The sequence below is a fragment of the Variovorax sp. IB41 genome (assembly GCF_016405905.1).
Taxonomy (GTDB): Bacteria; Pseudomonadota; Gammaproteobacteria; order Burkholderiales; family Burkholderiaceae_C; genus Variovorax.
Genome location: NZ_JAEFCB010000001.1, coordinates 1,183,755 through 1,200,541, shown reverse-complemented (window position 1 = coordinate 1,200,541; position 16,787 = coordinate 1,183,755). Strand labels below are relative to the sequence as shown.

The 16,787-nt window shown below is 68.3% G+C and carries 13 protein-coding genes and 1 pseudogene; 6 read left to right on the top strand and 8 right to left on the bottom strand.

Annotated features, from left to right (window positions below; all coding sequences use genetic code 11):
• Positions 1 to 526: 526 nt before the first annotated feature.
• A complete protein-coding gene (locus tag JC881_RS05625; RefSeq protein ID WP_198784664.1) occupies positions 527 to 682 on the bottom strand; it encodes an HHHH-motif protein in 156 nt (51 codons plus the stop codon).
• A gap of 372 nt (positions 683 to 1,054) precedes the next feature.
• Between JC881_RS05625 and JC881_RS05620 the strand changes: the two genes are divergently transcribed.
• A complete protein-coding gene (locus JC881_RS05620; protein WP_198784663.1) occupies positions 1,055 to 2,044 on the top strand; it encodes a Bug family tripartite tricarboxylate transporter substrate binding protein in 990 nt (329 codons plus the stop codon).
• A 17-nt stretch (positions 2,045 to 2,061) separates the two neighbouring features.
• Positions 2,062 to 3,045: a D-2-hydroxyacid dehydrogenase family protein gene (locus tag JC881_RS05615; RefSeq protein ID WP_198784662.1), complete on the top strand. Its 984-nt coding sequence runs from the start codon at positions 2,062 to 2,064 to the stop codon at positions 3,043 to 3,045.
• An 18-nt stretch (positions 3,046 to 3,063) separates the two neighbouring features.
• Here JC881_RS05615 and JC881_RS05610 read toward each other — a convergent pair whose 3' ends face one another.
• From JC881_RS05610 to JC881_RS05600, 3 genes are read right to left on the bottom strand one after another with little or no spacing between them, the layout of a single operon-like run.
• Positions 3,064 to 5,184, bottom strand: coding sequence for an acetate--CoA ligase family protein (locus JC881_RS05610; protein WP_233101537.1), 2,121 nt, complete (start codon positions 5,182 to 5,184; stop codon positions 3,064 to 3,066).
• Complete coding sequence (locus tag JC881_RS05605) at positions 5,181 to 5,993, bottom strand: enoyl-CoA hydratase/isomerase family protein (RefSeq protein ID WP_198784661.1); 813 nt, start codon at positions 5,991 to 5,993, stop codon at positions 5,181 to 5,183. The genes JC881_RS05610 and JC881_RS05605 overlap by 4 nt, the downstream gene beginning before the upstream one ends.
• 13 nt (positions 5,994 to 6,006) lie before the next feature.
• Positions 6,007 to 6,984: a tripartite tricarboxylate transporter substrate binding protein gene (locus JC881_RS05600; RefSeq protein WP_198784660.1), complete on the bottom strand. Its 978-nt coding sequence runs from the start codon at positions 6,982 to 6,984 to the stop codon at positions 6,007 to 6,009.
• Between the two features lie 132 nt (positions 6,985 to 7,116).
• Here JC881_RS05600 and JC881_RS05595 point away from each other — a divergent pair, with 132 nt between their 5' ends.
• Complete coding sequence (locus JC881_RS05595) at positions 7,117 to 7,887, top strand: IclR family transcriptional regulator (protein ID WP_198784659.1); 771 nt, start codon at positions 7,117 to 7,119, stop codon at positions 7,885 to 7,887.
• 16 nt (positions 7,888 to 7,903) lie between these two features.
• On the opposite strand, the gene JC881_RS05590 is transcribed toward JC881_RS05595, so the two are convergent.
• Entirely contained in the window at positions 7,904 to 9,049 is a 1,146-nt protein-coding gene (locus JC881_RS05590) for an ABC transporter substrate-binding protein (protein WP_198784658.1), read from the bottom strand.
• Positions 9,050 to 9,198: 149 nt separating this feature from the next.
• Positions 9,199 to 10,089, bottom strand: a pseudogene (locus tag JC881_RS05585) (amidohydrolase family protein).
• Positions 10,090 to 10,168: 79 nt separating this feature from the next.
• Between JC881_RS05585 and JC881_RS05580 the strand changes: the two are divergent.
• Positions 10,169 to 11,872 (top strand): M14 family zinc carboxypeptidase, encoded by a 1,704-nt coding sequence (locus tag JC881_RS05580; RefSeq protein ID WP_198784657.1) that lies wholly within the window; start codon positions 10,169 to 10,171, stop codon positions 11,870 to 11,872.
• Positions 11,873 to 11,881: 9 nt separating this feature from the next.
• Here JC881_RS05580 and JC881_RS05575 read toward each other — a convergent pair whose 3' ends face one another.
• Positions 11,882 to 13,567, bottom strand: coding sequence for an alpha/beta fold hydrolase (locus tag JC881_RS05575; protein ID WP_198784656.1), 1,686 nt, complete (start codon positions 13,565 to 13,567; stop codon positions 11,882 to 11,884).
• Between the two features lie 95 nt (positions 13,568 to 13,662).
• Complete coding sequence (locus JC881_RS05570; protein WP_198784655.1) at positions 13,663 to 14,538, bottom strand: LysR family transcriptional regulator; 876 nt, start codon at positions 14,536 to 14,538, stop codon at positions 13,663 to 13,665.
• A gap of 160 nt (positions 14,539 to 14,698) precedes the next feature.
• Between JC881_RS05570 and JC881_RS05565 the strand changes: the two genes are divergently transcribed.
• Together JC881_RS05565 and JC881_RS05560 are read left to right on the top strand one after the other, a co-directional pair.
• Positions 14,699 to 15,823: a mandelate racemase/muconate lactonizing enzyme family protein gene (locus tag JC881_RS05565; RefSeq protein WP_198784654.1), complete on the top strand. Its 1,125-nt coding sequence runs from the start codon at positions 14,699 to 14,701 to the stop codon at positions 15,821 to 15,823.
• On the top strand, positions 15,820 to 16,758 hold the full coding sequence (locus JC881_RS05560) for a dihydrodipicolinate synthase family protein (RefSeq protein WP_198784653.1): 939 nt from the start codon (positions 15,820 to 15,822) through the stop codon (positions 16,756 to 16,758). Before JC881_RS05565 ends, JC881_RS05560 begins: the two co-directional genes overlap by 4 nt.
• The last annotated feature ends 29 nt before the right edge of the window (positions 16,759 to 16,787 follow it).

The window sequence follows — 16,787 nt, the reverse complement described above, 5'->3', positions numbered from 1 at the left end:
TCCGCCTTTTACTGACGGCAGCTCTCCTACGCAAAGGGGCACTGCTTCACCGACTCAACTGGGTTCGGGCGTGTCGGTTGCATCACGCAGTTTGCGGAGTACGTTGGTCAGCGCTTGTGGCGTGGTGCCCCCGCGCCTGACAAACGCCGATATTTCAAGGGGAGATTCATATGCAAAACTCACATCTTGAGCTTCCGGGTTTGTCAGCCTCGATTGAGAAAATCCTCGTGCGATCAAGTACTTAGAGCGTTGTCGCCGGCCTCATGGGGTGCAAGGGGTCGAAGGTTCGAATCCTTTCACACCGACCAAAACGCTAGATAGAACAACGGGTCAGAGCCACAAGCTCTGGCCCGTTTTTCTTTGTTCGGATCGAAATGCTATGTGGCCTTTCCGAAGCCGCCGCCGATCATTCCCAGGCGCTCCCAGTCGCTCGCTGCGAGTTGCTTCACCCCCGCAACCCTCACACGCCAGACGTAAAAAAGCCCTCGCAAGGAGGGCTTTCGTCACACGCCTTGCGGCGCCAGCTTCAACGCACCCAGTGGCAAACCCGGTGGTGATGGCGCGCATCCCACTTGCACACCTTGTGCGCCTTGTGGGGCGCTGCCGAAGCGATGGTCGGTGCGAACGCCGCCAGGGTGGCGAAGGCGACGAGGCTGGAGAGAACGAGCTGCTTGATCTTCATGTGTTTCTTTCTAAGCAATGGCATCAAAGGATGCGCCGTGTGAACGACGCCCCTTGATAACGTTCGACTTCGTTCTCCGACGACACGCCGGAACCCGCGAATTGCACAAGCCGATCGCCCAAGAAAAAGCCCGCACGAGGCGGGCAAGGGTAGCCCTGAGAAGGGGAGGAGGGAGAAAACAAGGGGCTACCGAAGTGAAGTCTAACGTATTAATTCTCTCTGTGGCGAAAAGTGATTTAGCCGGGAAGGAACGCGCGCCCTTCAATTCCATTGAATGGAATTGGGAGGATGCGGCCAAATGAACGCGGGCCTAAGCTGATCCGTTGAGCAAAAAGATGTCCGCACACAGCGATACATCCCCAAGGAGACCCGATGCCCCCAACCCTCGCCCCGTCCCGGCGCCACTTCAATGCCATGGGAGGCGCACTCGCGCTCATGGCGCTCGCCCCGCGCGCCTGGGCCGACACCTTTCCCTCCAAGCAGATCCGCATCGTCGTGCCGTTCTCGCCCGGCGGGCCGACGGACCTCATGGCGCGCGCGATCGGCAAGATCATGTCGACGAACCTGGGCCAGCCCGTGATCATCGACAACAAGCCCGGTGGTGGCGGCGTCATCGGCATGAGCGAGGTCAAGCACCAGCCGGCCGATGGCTACACGCTGGTCTTTCCGTCGATCCTGGCGGTCACCAATCCGGCGCTGATGCCCGGCTACCCCTTCGACACGCTGCGCGATTTCGCGCCGTTGACCGTCGTGGGTTTCGTGCCCCACGCGGTCGTGGTGCGCACCGACTTTCCCGCGGCCGACCTGCAGGCGCTGGTCGCGAGCGCGAAGGCCAAGCCGGACGGCCTGTCGTACGGCTCCTCCGGCAACGGCACCTCGGCGCACCTGGGCGCGGCGCTCTTCGCGCAGCGCGCCGGCATCCGCGCGACGCACGTGCCTTACCGGGGCGCGGGCCCCGCGGTGCAAGACCTCCTGGGCGGGCAGATCCAGTTCATGTTCCTCGACATGAGCAGCGCCTTGCCGTTCATCCAGGCCGGCAAGCTGCGCGCGCTGGCCGTCGCGACGGCCACGCGCTTCGAGGGACTGCCCGCCGTGCGGACCGTGGCCGAGCAGGGCTTTCCCGGCTTCGAGGTGCACGGCTGGTACGGCCTGCTGCTCAAGGCCGGAACGCCGGCGGCCGTGACGCAGCGCCTCTATGCCGAAGTCAAGCGCGCCCTCGACACCAAGGAAGTGCGCGATCTCTTCAAGGCCCAGGGCATCGCCCCCGGCGGCATGCCGCCCGAGCAGTTCACGACGCTGGTTCGCAATGACCTGGCGATGTGGAAGCGCACGGTCGAAGAACTTCACATCACGCTGCAATGAACAAGGAGCACCCGCGCATGCGCATCGCGATCCCCGACGACTTCCAGGACTGCGTCCGAAGCCTCGACTGCTTCGCGAAGCTCGACGCCCACGAGACGCGCATCTTCAACGACACGGTCAAGGGCACCGACGCGCTGGCCGAACGCTTCGCCGATGCGGAGGCCATCGTGCTCACGCGCGAGCGCACGCGCATCGATGCTGCGCTGCTCGATCGCTTGCCCAGGCTGCGCCTCATCAGCCAGACCGGCAAGCTCGCGGGCCACGTCGACCTGGCAGCCTGCACGGCGCGCGGCGTGCTCGTGGCCGAAGGCAGCGGCGCGGGTTCCGCCACCGCGGAGTTGAGCTGGGCGCTCGCGCTCGCGAGCCGCCGCCATCTGGTCGACGAGGCCAACCGCATGCGCCAGGGGCTCTGGCAGGGCCACCTCGGCCAGCAACTGGGCGGGCAGCGCCTGGGCGTCTGGAGCTACGGCCGCATCGGCCGGCAGGTGGCCGCCTACGGCCGCGTGTTCGGCATGAAGGTCTGGGTCTGGGGCCGCGAGGCATCGACCGCCGCCGCGTGTGCCGACGGGTTCGAGGTGGCACCGTCGCGCGAAGCCTTCTTTGCCGAGAGCGATGTGGTCAGCCTGCACGTGCGGCTCACGGCGGAGACCCACGGACTGGTCACGGCCGACGACCTCGCGCGCATGAAGCGCACGGCGCTGCTGGTCAACACCAGCCGCGCCGAACTGGTTGCCGAGGGCGCGCTCGAGCAGGCGCTGCGCGCGGGCCATCCCGGTTTCGCCGCGGTCGACGTCTACGAGCAGGAGCCCGTCATGACGCCCGACCATCCGCTCCTCGCACTGCCCAACGTGCTGTGCACGCCGCACATCGGCTATGTCGAGAAGGACAACTACGAGCGCTATTTCGGCATCGCCTTCGACAACATCAATGCGTTCGCCGAAGGGCGGCTCACCGATGTCGTGAACCCTGAAGCGCTGGAGGCTTCGCGCCGCAAGAGCTGATCCGGCGGCGCGCACAGATCAACCGCGTGCGAGCACGGCCACCCCGTCCGCCGCACGCACGCCTTCTCCCTTCGGCAGCACGAACACCGGATTGATCTCCGCCTCGACGAGCCGCTCGCCGAGCGCGTCGATCATCCGGGAGAACGCGACGATCGCCGACACCAGCGCGTCGACATCGGCCAGCTTGCGCCCCCGGAAGCCATCGAGCAGCGGCCACGTGCGCAGCTCGCGCACCAGCGACAGCGCTTCGTCGCGGCCAAGACCACCGGGCGGCACCATGCGCAGCGCCGTGTCCTTGAGCAGCTCTGCCGTCACCCCCCCCATGCCCAGCAGCACGGCCGAGCCCAGCGGATCGCGATGGCAGCCGAGGATCAGCTCCACGCCACCCTCGACCATCTCCTGCACCAGGAATTGCTGCGGCCGCACGCCGGCGCGCTCGCTCACCTCGGCGGCCATGCGCTCGAGCCGTTCGCCGGCGCGGTCCGCGGCGATGCCGACGGCCACGCCGCCGACGTCGCTCTTGTGCGTGATCTCGGACGACAGGATCTTGAGCACGACCTTGCCTTCGCCCAGCTCGCGTGCCGCGGCGACCGCCTCTTCGGCATTGCCGACGATGCGCTCGCGCACGCACGGCACGCCGAAGCGCGCGAAGAGGTTTTTCGCCTCGGCTTCGTTCAACGCGCCATCGGGCAGGTCGTCGATGCGGACGGCGGCGGTCGCATCGTCGCCTCGCGCCGCAGGTTCTTTCCACCGCGCCGTTTCCAGCATCGCCGCGAGCGCGCTCGTGCAGCTTTCGGGTGCCATGAACGCGGGCACGCCGCGCCGGTTCAACAGGCTCGCGATGCCGGGCGCATGCGGGCTCACGAACACGACCAGCGGCTTGTCGCTGCCCGGCAGGCTGTCGTGGATGGCGCTGGCCATGAGGTCGGGCATCGCCAATCCCGAAGAGCCGACGATCACCACCACCGCGTCGTAGCTCGGGCTCGCCAGCAGCGAGGTGATCGCGCCGCGCAGCAGGGCAGGCTGCAGGCCCGCCAGCGTGACGTCGATCGGGTTGCGGTCCAGCACCGCGTGGTCGCCGGACTGCAGCGCGCGCAGCGCCGCAGCCGTCGCTTCGTCGGGTGCCGGCGTCTCGAAGCCCGCGGTGCCCAGGCTGTCGGCCACCAGCGTGCCGGCGCCGCCGGTCGATGTGAGCACCGCGACACGGCGGCCCGCCAGGCGCCGGCCGGTGACCAGCGCCGCCGGCAGGTCGAGCAGGTCGGAAAACGCCTGCGCGCGGATGACGCCCACTTCGCGGAAAAGCGCGTCGTACATGCGGTCCGCGCCCGCGAGCGCGCCGGTGTGCGACACGGCCGCCGCCGCGCCCGACTCGGAGCGCCCGACCTTGAACACGACGACCGGCTTGCCCTTGCGCGCGGCCTTGAGCGCCGCGGCCTTGAACTTCGCGGGGTTGCGCACGCCTTCCATGTAGAGCGCGATCACCGAGGTCGCTTCGTCGTCCGCCAGGTGATCGATGAAGTCGGCCATGTCCAGGTCGGCCTCGTTGCTCGTGGAGATGAGCTTCGACAACCCGATGCCCCGCGCCGCCGCGCGCGACAGCAGCGCGCCCAGGATGCCGCCGCTCTGCGACACGACGCCGATGCTGCCGGCCGTGAAGTCTTCCAGCTCCAGGGCGCCGGTGGCCGAGAGCGTGATGCGGTCGGTGAGATTGACGAGGCCGATGGTGTTGGGCCCGAGGATGCGCATGCCGCCCGCGGCCTCCAGCAACTGCTGCTGGCGCCGCGCGCCTTCCGCGCCCACCTCGGTGTAGCCGCTGGCCAGCACGATGGCCGCCGCGGTGCCGCGCGCGGCGAGGTCGCGCACCGCCTCGTGCGCGCGCTCTGCGCCCAGCAGCACGATGCCGACATCGGGCGCCTCGGGCAGCGACTGCACATCGGGATAGCTCTTGAGCCCGCCGATCACGTCGGCGCGCGGGTTCACCGGATAGATCGCGCCGCCGAAGCCGTGCTTCGTGAGGTACGCGACGGGGCGGCCTGCGGTCTTCGTCGGGTCGGCCGAGGCGCCGATCACGGCCACGCTGCGCGGCTTCATCAAGCGCGCGATCGCGTTGTCTCGCATGTCAGGCAAGGGGGCGCTCATGCCGCCTTCTCCTTGCCCGCATTCAGGAACGCCAGCACCGCGTCGCGATGCTGCTGCGTCGTGTAGCAGATGCCCTGCGCCTGGCTGCCCTTGGCGAACACCTGCTCGGCCGGCGATTCGAAGCTCTGGTTCAGGATCGATTTGCCCAGCGCGATCGCGGCCGCCGAGCCTTGCGACAGCTCGGTCGCCCACGCATGCGCATCGGCCAGCAGGCTCTGTGCGCTGGTCACGCGGTCGGCGATGCCGAGCTTCAATGCTTCATCGGGCTCGACCTTGCGGCCGGTGAAGATCAGTTCTTTTGCGCGCGAGAGCCCCACGCGCCGCGGCAGGAAATACATGCCGCCGCCGTCCGGAATCAGCCCGCGCTTGATGTAGCTCCACGCGAAGCTGGCCGCGTCGGAGGCCAGCACGAAGTCGCAGGCCATCGCCATGTCGGCGCCCAGCCCGTTGGCACCGCCGTTGACGGCCGCGACGACCGGCTTGGGCATCGTGTGCAGCAGCGACACCGAGTGGTGCACGCGCTGCTGCCGGCTCCAGCCGTTGAAGCCCACTTCGCCCGCGGGCGCGTCCATGCGCCGCTGCATGCCGGCCACGTCGCCGCCGGCGCAGAAGCCCTTGCCGGCGCCGGTCAGCACCAGCGCGCGCACGGTGTTGTCGGCGCCGATCTTCTCGAGCGCGGCGATGAAGTCGCTGCGCATGCCGTCGGTGATGGCGTTGCGCTTCTCGGGGCGGTTCAGCGTCAGCGTCGCGATGCCGGCTTTGATTTCCAGTTCGATCAGCGACGGTGCGGTGTCCGGTGTGGTGCTCATGGGATGGTGCTCCTCAGTCTGTGGTGATGTGGTTGTCCTTGACGACCTTGCGCCAGCGCACTTCCTCGGCGCGCACGTAGGTCTCCAGTTGCGCGGGCGCGCCGACGTCGACGGCGAGCCCTTCCGATTCGGTCTGCTTGATGAAGGCCGGTGCCTTGACGGCTTTCTTGACCGCGGCGTTGAGCTGGTCGATCACGTCCTTGGGCGTCTTGGCCGCCACGTAGAGGCCGTACCAGCTCTCGGCCGCGTAGCCCGGCACGCCGGCTTCGGCGAGCGTCGGCACGCTGGCGTAGGCGGGGGAGCGGCGCGCGGTGGTCACGCCGAGCGCGCGCATCTTGCCGCTGTCCACGAAGGGGCGCACGGCCGAGGCGGTGGCGAACATCATGTCCACCTGGCCGCCCAGGAGGTCGGTCATGGCGGGGCCCGCGCCGCGGTAGGGAATGTGGGTGAGCTCGACCTTGGCGAGGTTCTTGAAGAGCTCGCCCGCCAGGTGCGCCGAGGTGCCGTTGCCCTGCGACGCGAAGGTCAGCTTGCCCGGCTTCGCCTTGGCCCCGGCGATGAGCTCCGCGACGGTCTTGTACGGGCTGTCGGCGCGCACCACCAGCACGTTGGGCGAGACGCCGATCAGCGCCACGGGCGCGAAGGCCTTGTCGGTGTCGTAGGGCAGCTTGGGCTGCAGCCCCGGGTTCACCGCGTGCGCGAACGTCGCCATGACGAGCGTGTAGCCGTCGGGCGCGCTCTTGGCGACGAACTCGCTGCCGATGATCGTGCCGGCGCCCGGCTTGTTGTCGACGATGACGGGCTGGCCCAGCGCCTCCGACATGCCGATGCCCAGCGAGCGCGTGATGGCGTCGGTGCCGCCGCCGGGCGCGAAGGGCACCACGATGCGCAGCGGCTTGTCGGGGAAGGCCGCCCGTGCGGCGACCGGGGCGAGGGGAGCGAGTGCGATCAGCGATAACGCGAGCGCACGAAACGGTGTGAATGTCGGCATGCCTGTGTCTCTCTTTGTAGGGGTTTGAAGCGAGCCTTCAGCTTAGGTCGCATACTCCCGCCGCGCACCGGCCCAATTCCACTGAATGGAAATGAGCAGAGGGTCGCGCCAATGAGAATCCAAGGAGACGACATGGCAAGCACGCTCAATCGTTCGCTCGAACGCGGCATGGAAATCCTTCGCGCCTTCCGGCCCGGCTCCACCTTGCTGGGCAATGGCGAGATCGCCGAGCGCACCGGGCTTTCGCCCGCGACCGTGAGCCGCCTCACGCAGACGCTCGTGGCGGGCGGCATGCTCGCGCACGACCGCAGCGCGCGCGCCTACCGGCTGGCCGCGCCGGTGCTGAGCCTGGCGCATGCGATGCGCACCGGCTCCGTCGTGCTGCAGGCGGCCGCGCCGCTGATGCGCACGCTCGCCGAAAAGCTGCGCATCAACGTCGGCCTGGCGGTGGCCGACCGGGCGGAGATGGTCTATCTGGAATCGATCCGCTACAACCGCCGCGCGTCGCTGCGCAACGTGGTGAGCGGGCAGCGCGTGCCGATCGAGCTGACGTCGCTGGGACGCGCCTGGCTGGCCGTCGCGCCGGCTGACGCGCGCGAGGCGCTGTACGCTGAATTCGCCGCGCGAAGAACCGACTGGCCGCGGCTGCGCAAGGACATCGACAAGTCCATCGAGAGCGTCGCGCAGCGGGGCTGGTGCGCCGCGTCGTGGCAGCCGGAGGTGGTGGCGCTGGCCGCGCCGCTGAAGCTGGAATCCGCGTGGGGCTACGTGCTGAACGTGAGCGTGTCGTCCACGGAATCACCGAGCGACGTCGCCGCCGAACTGGGCGCGCCGCTGCTGGCCCTGAGCCAGAAGATCACCCGCGCTGTCGATACGCGGGAGCCCGCCGGCGCGATGCGCTAGCGGGCGTTGGTCGAGGTCAGCGGCGGACTTTGCCGTCTTCCGTGAGCATCGAGAGCTCCACGTAGTTCGACGCCTTGTGGTCGCGCGCGCTGAAGTCGACGTGGAAGCCGCCGAAGTCGGTGTTCTGCATCGATTCGAGCCCGGTGACCAGCGAATCGCGCGTGGCCGGCTTGCCGGCGCGCTTCAAGCCCTCTGCGAACACCTTGGCCGCCACGTAGCCTTCCATGCTCGAGTAGTTCGGCCTGGCGTCGCCGCCGGCCTTGCGCACGGCCTCCACGTACTCGCGCGAGATCGCGGTGGTGGTGGAGAACGGGGAGGGCATCACCTGGCTGATCACGACGCCGCGGGCGTCCTTGCCCAGCTCGTCGGCCAGCGCCTGCGTGCCGACGAACGACACGTTGAAGAAGGTGCCGCCGTAGCCGGCCTTGCGCGCTTCGCGGATGAACGCGGCGCACGCCTTGTAGGCGCCCACCTGGACCACGGCCGCGGGCTTGGCGGCCATGATGTCCTTCACCGCCTTGGCCACGTCGACCGAGTTGCGCTCGACCGTGCCGACCGCGACCGGCGCGAGGCCGATGGGCTTCATCGCGTGCAGCACGCCCTGGAGCCCGGCCTGGCCGTAGGCGTCGTTCTGGTGGAACACGGCGATCTTCTGGATGCCCAGCGAGGTGAGCTGCTTGACGATCAGCGCGGTCTCGTCGTCGTACGAGGCGCGCACATGGAACACGGTCTTGCGGAACGGATCGCGCAGGGCCTCGGCGCCGGTGAAGGGGCCGAAGAACGGGATCTTCGCGGCATCGACCAATGGCATCGCGGCCATGCAGGTGGGGGTGCCGACGTAGCCGAAGAGGGCGAAGACGTCGTCCTTGATGAGCTTGTCGGTGTTGGCCTTGCAGCGCTCGGGCTCGTAGCCGTCGTCCAGCGTGCGCAGCTCGATGGTGCGGCCGTTGACGCCGCCGGTGGCGTTGAGCGCGTCGAAGTAGATGCGCGCGCCCTGGTTCATCTGCAGGCCCAGTTGCTCCGCGGGGCCGCTGAAGGCGGCGGACTGGCCGAGCACGATGCGGGCGGGTTGGGCAAGGGCCGGAAGCGCGAGCGCGGCGCCCGCGGCGGCAAAGTACTTGATCGCGTCTCTGCGGTGAAGGGAAGTTTTCAGGGAGGACATTGGACAGGTGCCGAGCAGCTGAAGGCCTCAACAGAACCTGACAGGACCCCCACTGCTCATGTAAGAAGGTGATGCGCAGTGTAACCGCGGGTTCGGGTAAACCCTTGGTGTCGTCGGGCTATGTCGAACCTTGTCCGGGCGATGTTGGGCTATCGCACCCCGAACAAGCCGGCCGCGTTGCCCCACGCCACGCGCTGCGCCACGGCCGGCGGCAGGTCGCCGAGCCAGCCGCGGTAGCCCTGCATGATCTCGTCGTACGAACTCCAGCGCTGGTTGATCCAGGTGTCCGAGCCGACGAGAAAACGGTCGGGAAACGCCAGGATCAGCTCGCGCCACGGTGCGCACAGCTTGCCGCCTTCGCAGGTGAGCCCGGGGCGGTACGACAGCTCGCCCATCAGCTTCGGATAGCGCTCGAGCATCTGCCGCACCCGCGCGATGGGCGCGCCGCCGATGCCGGTGTGCGCCCAGATCAGCCGCAGCTCGCGGCCCTGCGTGGGCGAGTGCGCCATCAGCAGGTCGACCGCCTCGTCGTCCACATGTGCGAGCACGGCGAGCTGCCGTTGCTCGGCCAGCACCATCAGCTTCTTGGCGACAGGCCCGTTGGCGTTGGCGCTTTCGTACAGGTGGAACTCGCCGATGCCGCGATAGGGGCCGCTCGCCGTGCCGCGTGCCAGCTCGCTCTGCACCATCTCGTGGATGGTCTCGTCGCGAAACCAGTTGGTGTAGTCGGCGCGGTTGCGTTAGAGGCGCACGAAGGGCACGACGGTGACGCCCGCATCGCGCGTCTCGCGCAGGGCCGCGAGCGTGCGCGTGCCTTCGTTGGGCCGCGAGTTGCCGACGATCGCGCGCACGCCGTTGCGTTGCATGCGCGCGAGCGCATCGGCCGGCGGAAACGGGCCGCTGCTGCCGTTCCAGGCCTCCTCGTTGTAGTGGAGGTGGGCGTCGAAGATCGGGCCGGTGTAGTCGGCTGCATGCGTGGCGAGGGCGAAGGCTGCACCGCAAGCCAGGAGCGCAGCGCGGAAGATCGAAGAGCGGGACATGGGTGTTCCTTGCGAGATGCACGGGGAAGATATGCGATCGTCGATGCAGAATTGCTTTCGATCAACGGAGCCTTCCCCGATGCCAGTCGAACAAGCCCCCCAATACCCCACGCCGTACGAAGCCGGCAACCGCAACCAGACGACCACCTGGGCCGAATGCATCGCCTTCTACGAGCGGCTCGCCAAGGACTTCCCCTCGGTGCTGCGATGGCAGCAGATCGGCACTTCCGACAACGGCATCCCGATGCACGCGGGCATCGTCACCGCCGATGCGCAGTTCGACCGCGAGTCGCTGCAGCGGCAGCGCCGCCCGGTCTTCTTCAACAACAACGGCATCCACCCGGGCGAGCCCGAGGGCATCGATGCCTGCATGGCGCTGGTGCGCGATTTCTGCACGCAGCCCGCTCGGCTCGCGGCGCTGGGCAGCACGGTCTTCCTCTTCATCCCGGTCTACAACGTCGACGGTTGCCTCAACCGGCAGAGCACCTCGCGCGCGAACCAGCTCGGCCCGGAATCGTTCGGCTTTCGCGGCAACGCGCGGCACCTGGACCTGAACCGCGACTTCATCAAGTGCGACAGCCTCGCCGCCCAGGTGTTCAACCGCTTCTTCACCGCGTGGGATCCGGACGTGATGGTCGACACCCACACCTCCAACGGCGCCGACTACGCCTGCACGATGACGCTGATCCCGACCCAGCCCGACAAGCTCGGCGGCGGGCTCGGGCAGTTCCTGCGCAGCCGCATGCTGCCGGCGATCTACGGCGGCATGGACGCGCGCGGATGGCCCACCTGCCCCTACGTGAACTGCGTGGCCGAGACGCCCGATGACGGCATCGCCGATTTCCTCGACATGCCGCGTTTCTCGACCGGCTACGCGGCCCTGCACCACACGATCGGCTTCATGCCCGAGACGCACATGCTCAAGCCCTACGCCGACCGCGTGGCGGCGATGCGCACGCTGGTCGAGGTGGTGCTGGATTTCACCGTCGCGCATGCGGCGCAGATACAGGAACTGCGTCGCGAGACGAAGGCCGGTGCGGCACAGCGGACGCGCTGGCCGCTGTCGTGGCGTTCCGACCAGAGCCAACCGAACAGCTTCCGCTTCAAGGGATACGAAGCGGTCTATTCGCCGAGCAGCCTGGGCACCTACCAGCGCCTGGCTTACGACCGCAACCAGCCTTGGGAAAAAGACATCCCGTACTTCGACCGCTTCGTGGAAGACGCGTCCGTCGCCGCGCCCAAGGCCTATCTCGTCCCGCAGGCCTGGCGCGAAGTGATCGAGCGGCTGGCGTGGAACGGCGTGGCGATGCGCAGGCTGGAAGAAGACCAGGTCTTCGACAACGCCCGCGTGTACCGCATCGAGCGCGTGGCTTCGCGCCCCGGCCCGTACGAAGGGCACATGTTCCACGACGAGGTGGCGCTCGTTGCGCACACCGAGACCGTGCATGCACGCGCCGGCGACGTGTGGATTTCGCTCGACCAGCCCAAGGCCCGCTACATCGTCGAGACGCTCGAGCCCGAGGCCCACGACAGCTTCTTTCGTTGGGGTTTCTTCAACGGCGTGCTCGAAAAGAAAGAGTTCTTCTCGGACTACGTTTTCGAAGACACGGCGCACCGGATGCTGGAAGAAGAGCCGGCGCTGAGGGCCGCCTTCGAGGCATGGAAGAAGCGCCATCCCGACAAGCTCTCCGATCCGCGTGAAGTCCTCGGCTTCATCTTCGCGCACGGCCGGCGCCACGCGGAGGCCGGTTGGCGGCGCTACCCGGTGGTGGCGTTGACCTGATTTCCCGCCTCAGGGCCGCGCGGCGCTCGTCGTCTTCGGCCGCGACGAGGGCTCCCACGAATCGGGCGTGGTCGCGACCAGCCCCTTGAAGTCCTTCCACGACCGCGCACCCGGCACGGTGCGCCCGCCGATCACCACCACCTTCGCATACGCGACCATGCGCTCGCGCAGGTAGCGCCGGTCGGACTCGGGCCAGGTCTCGATCGAATGCGGACCGCGCGCCAGCACGATCTCCTTCACGCCGCGGATGCGGTTGTAGGCCGCGACGGTGCCTTCCAGTGTTTCCGCGCGGTCCCACAGCCCCTTGCCGAAGAAGGCCGCGGGCCACCGGTCCATGCCCGCGAGCGGGGCGGAGTTCGGATAGAAAAGGATGTGGTGGTCCGCCGCCATGCCACCCAAAAACAGGTTGCGGTCCGCGAGGTCGGGCGCGTCGCCCACATAGCCCGCGCCGCTCGCGAACGACGACAGCAGGATCGCCCCGCGGATGTTCTTGAGGCCCCGCGGCTTGGCGCAGGTGACCTCCGGCAGGTCGAAGCTGCAGGAGGCGACGTAGTTGGTGGTCATCGCCCACGCGGTGGACATCGAGCCGCGCGAGTAGCCGCCCAGCACCAGCGGAATCTCGTTGGCCTTCATGCCCGCCAGCAGCCGGCCGCGCGCGGCGGTGCCTTCGAGCACTTCGCCCGAGGGCGTGAGCATGCGAAGGCCCCGGCCGTCTTCCAGTTGCCCGAGCGTGCGGAACACGTCCTCGCCTTGCTCCAGCGTGTTGGTGTCGCTGAAGCCGCCCGAGAGCCCTTCGCCGCGCCGGTCGTAGGCCAGCACGTCGAAGCCGGCCTGGTTCAGCGCATGCAGGTTCTCGCGCCACCAGCGCTGGCCCATGGTCTCGGTGGTGGCGTTGGGAAACTTCACGGGCGTGGTCTTGCCCGTCTTCTCGTCGGTGCGGTAGGACACCTCGTCCGGATGCTGGATCGCCGTGAGCTGCCCGCCGCCGCCCGGCGCCATGATCGCGAGCGCGCGCACCTTGCGGCCCTTGCCGTCGTCCACGCCGGCGCCTTCGATGTACCAGCCGCGCAGCTTGATGTCGGCGGTCTTCTTCAAATCGATGCGCTCGAAGGCATCGGGTGGCACGGTGAATTCGACCGTGTACGTGCGGCCCTCCGCCTCGGCAATGCCTTCGCGGTAGGGCGCCTTCGCGAAGAAGGCGGGCCGGCGGATCTGCTTGAGGTCCACCTGCCCCTCGGGGTCGATCTTTCCGGACGGATCGACCACGCCGGTGGAGCGCGTGGCGCGCTCCATGTTCGGCGGCAGCCAGCGCTGCATCTGCGCGTCGATGCGCTTGAAGCAGGCCGCATCTTCCTTGCAGGCGCGCCAGCGGGCCTTGAGCTTGTCGTCGGTGAATTCGCTGATGTGATAGTCGCCGCCCGCGTAGCTGGCCGGCGTGGGGTTGGCCGTGAGCAGCAGCGGCACGCAGACGGTGTTGCCCGTGCCCTTGGGGCCCTGGTGCAGCAGATAGCCGGGGAGCATCGCATTGCGGTCGGTGCCCACCCAGGCGGTGCAGTCGGTGGGCGGGGGCGTGCTGTTCTCGGCCTGGCGCTTGGCTTCGGTGGTGCCCGTGCAGGCCGAGAGCGCGAGCAGCGCGCAAAGCCCGATTGCACAGAGACTTCGTTCGAGGCGGGGCGACAGTTCGTGGAGGGTCATGCGGGCGAGGGCTGGTGCAGTGAGGCGTGCCATTGTGTGCGCCGTCCGTGACGAACGGGGCGGGGCCGATGGCGCTTTGTGGTGCGGGAGGGCTCCTACCGCGGGAAGTGCCCGCGCGCGATGTCCAGCAGCGCATCGACCAGCGGCGCCCGCACGGTCGAGCGTTGCCAGAGCACGCCCACGGTACGGGTGGGGCAGGGCGATGGAAGCGGCCATTTCTTCACCGCCCGGTTGAGCGCACCGACCACGGCCCAGTCGGGCAGCACCGAGACGCCCAGCCCCTCGGCCACCAGCTTCGCGATGTACTCGATACCGTCGAGCTCGACGCGCACGTTGGGGCGGATGCCGCGCTGGCGCAGGTAGTCGTCGGCCATCTTGCCGCCGACGACCTGGCGGTCGTAGCGGATGAACGGTTCGCGCGCGATCGTGGCCAGCGCATCCGTGACCTTCATGCGCGCCGGCGCCAGCAGCACCAGCGGCTCTTCGCGCAGGGTGTGCCAGTTGTTCGTCTTGGGCAGCTCGAACACCGGATGCACGAGGATCGCCGCATCGAGCTCGCCCGCCATCACGCGGCCATACAGCGCCGTGCTCGTGCCGAGCTCGATGTAGATGCGGATGTGCGGATGCCGCCGCACCCAGTCTTTCAAGAGCAGCGGCACGATGCCCATGAGCCCCGTGGGAATCGCGCCGAGCCGCAGCGGCCCCGCGGGAAGCTCGGTGTCGGAGGCCTCGGATTGCAGGTCGCGCAGCTCCCGCAGCACATTGCGCGCCCGCGCCAGGATGCGCGCACCGGAAACGGTCGGCCGCACGGTGCGCCCCGAGCGCACGATCAGCTGGCTGCCGATGTCCGCCTCCAGCGCGCGCACGCGCTGCGCGATCGTGGCGGGGGTCATGTCCAGGTGGCGCGCGGCCTCGGCGATCGAGCCGAGTTCGACGACCGAGACGAAGCTCTGAAGGAAGCGTGAATCCATGGAGAAGGTGTCGAAGGGCTCGAAAGGGCTCGAAGTGGAAGAAACAATTTACTGCTTCAGAAGATATGAAACAACCATTTTTCTTTGCTTTGAAGAATTCCAGAATTCATTCCGATCCGAGCCCGCGGGGCCGATTCGCACAACCCTCCTGGAGACTTCCTTGCCAAAGATTCAATCGATCCATTTCTGCGCCGCCGCCGTTCCGCTCGACCGCGTGACCTCGTTCTCCAACCGCACCGTGAGCGTTCGCCACTACGGGCTCGTCAAGGTCCGCTCCGACGAGGGCGTGGAGGGCATCGGCTTCTGCTACGTGGGGAGCGCGGGCGGCGCGCTCTTTGCCACCGCGGTCGAGCAGCTGCTCGCGCCGGTGCTCATCGGCAAGGACTCGTACGCCGTCGAAGGCCTGTGGTCCGCCATGTACCAGGAGTCGCTGCTGCAGGGGCGCTCGGGCACGGTGATGCGCGCCCTCAGCGCGCTCGACACGGCGCTGTGGGACCTGAACGCGAGAACGCACGGCCTGCCGCTGCACAAGTACCTGGGCGCGGTCGAGCTCGACTCGGTGCCGGCCTATGCGAGCGGCGGCTACTACCTCGACGGCAAGACGCCCGCCATGCTGGGCCAGGAGATGGCCAGCTACGTCGACAAGGGCTTCAAGGCCGTGAAGATGAAGACCGGGCGCCTCTCGCCCAGGGAAGAGGAAGAGCGCCTGAAGGCCGCGCGCGACGCCGTCGGCCCCGACGTCGAACTCATGATGGACTGCAACAACGGCTGGGTCGACACCACCCAGGCCATGCAGTACATCCGCCGCTTCGAGGCCTACGACCCGTACTTCATCGAAGAGCCCTTCGGCCCCGACGACATCGACAGCCACGCCAAGCTCGCGCGGCTCACCCGCATCCCGGTGGCGACCGCCGAGATCGGCTACGGCCGCTGGTACCACAAGGAGCTGCTGGACAAGGGCGCCGCCTCGATCCTGCAGACCGATGCGCTCGTGTGCGGCGGCATCACCGAGTGGCGGCGCATCGCCGCGACGGCGTCCAGCCACGGCGTGGTGATGTGCCCGCACTGGTTCCACGACGTGCACGCGCCGCTCGTGGCGGCCACGCCCAATGCGCGCTATGTGGAGTTCTTCTGGGACGACCAGGTGCTGAACTTCCGCCGCCTGGTCGACCGTCAGCTCGATCACAAGAACGGCCGCGTCGTGCTGCACCAGACGCCGGGGCTGGGCTTCGGCTTCGACGAGAAGGCGGTGCAGAAGTACGGCAAGTGGGGCTCGGTGCAATGAACGCAGCGAGCGCACCCAGGCTGCGCGGCGTGCTCTCGCCGGTGCTCACGCCGTTCGACGCGGACCTCTCGCCGTCGGTGCCGCGCTTCGTGCGGCACTGCCGCTGGCTGCTCGACACGGGTGTGGGCCTCTCGGTCTTCGGCACGAACTCCGAGGCCAATTCGCTGACGGTCGCGGAGAAGCGGGGCCTACTCGATGCGCTGCTGGAAGACGGCGTGCCGCCCGAGCGCCTCATGCCCGGCACCGGCACCTGCGCGCCCGGCGACACCATCGAGCTCACGCGGCATGCGGTGGCGGCCGGTTGTGCCGGGGTGCTGATGCTGCCGCCGTTCTTCTACAAGGGCGTGTCCGACGAGGGCCTCTTTCGCAGCTTCGCGCGGGTGATCGACGCGGTGGCCGACGAGCGGCTGCGCATCTACCTGTATCACATCCCGCCGGTGGCGCAGGTCGGCCTCAGCCTGGCGCTGACCGAGCGGTTGCTCAAGGCCTATCCGCGCACGGTGGCCGGCATCAAGGACAGCTCGGGCGACTGGAACAACACCGCCGCCTTGCTGCGCGAATTCCAGCCGCAGGGCTTCGACGTGTTCGCCGGGACCGAGACGGTGCTCTTGCCCACGCTGCGCGCCGGCGGCGCGGGCTGCATCACGGCCACGGGCAATGTGAACCCTGCAGCCATCGTCGATCTGTACGAACACTGGACCGACGCCGGCGCCGACGACAAACAGAAAGCCCTCAACGAGACACGCGCGGCCTTCCAGAAGCTGCCGATGATCGCGGCCATGAAAGCCACCATCGCGCGGCAGACCGGCGACGCCGGCTGGGCAACGGTGCGCCCGCCGCTCGTGGAGATCGAGGCGGCGCAGCGCGCGATGCTCGCGGCCGATCTCGAGGCCTGCGGATTCCGCATGCCGCATGCGTCGGCGCTCGCCGCCTGACACCCGAAAAAAAACAGGAGACAAGACAA

Coding starts and splice junctions, on each gene's coding strand:
- JC881_RS05625 (WP_198784664.1), bottom strand. CDS start 682: ATGAAGATCAAGCAGCTCGTTCTCTCCAGCCTCGTCGCCTTCGCCACC.
- JC881_RS05620 (WP_198784663.1), top strand. CDS start 1,055: ATGCCCCCAACCCTCGCCCCGTCCCGGCGCCACTTCAATGCCATGGGA.
- JC881_RS05615 (WP_198784662.1), top strand. CDS start 2,062: ATGCGCATCGCGATCCCCGACGACTTCCAGGACTGCGTCCGAAGCCTC.
- JC881_RS05610 (WP_233101537.1), bottom strand. CDS start 5,184: ATGAGCGCCCCCTTGCCTGACATGCGAGACAACGCGATCGCGCGCTTG.
- JC881_RS05605 (WP_198784661.1), bottom strand. CDS start 5,993: ATGAGCACCACACCGGACACCGCACCGTCGCTGATCGAACTGGAAATC.
- JC881_RS05600 (WP_198784660.1), bottom strand. CDS start 6,984: ATGCCGACATTCACACCGTTTCGTGCGCTCGCGTTATCGCTGATCGCA.
- JC881_RS05595 (WP_198784659.1), top strand. CDS start 7,117: ATGGCAAGCACGCTCAATCGTTCGCTCGAACGCGGCATGGAAATCCTT.
- JC881_RS05590 (WP_198784658.1), bottom strand. CDS start 9,049: ATGTCCTCCCTGAAAACTTCCCTTCACCGCAGAGACGCGATCAAGTAC.
- JC881_RS05580 (WP_198784657.1), top strand. CDS start 10,169: ATGCCAGTCGAACAAGCCCCCCAATACCCCACGCCGTACGAAGCCGGC.
- JC881_RS05575 (WP_198784656.1), bottom strand. CDS start 13,567: ATGACCCTCCACGAACTGTCGCCCCGCCTCGAACGAAGTCTCTGTGCA.
- JC881_RS05570 (WP_198784655.1), bottom strand. CDS start 14,538: ATGGATTCACGCTTCCTTCAGAGCTTCGTCTCGGTCGTCGAACTCGGC.
- JC881_RS05560 (WP_198784653.1), top strand. CDS start 15,820: ATGAACGCAGCGAGCGCACCCAGGCTGCGCGGCGTGCTCTCGCCGGTG.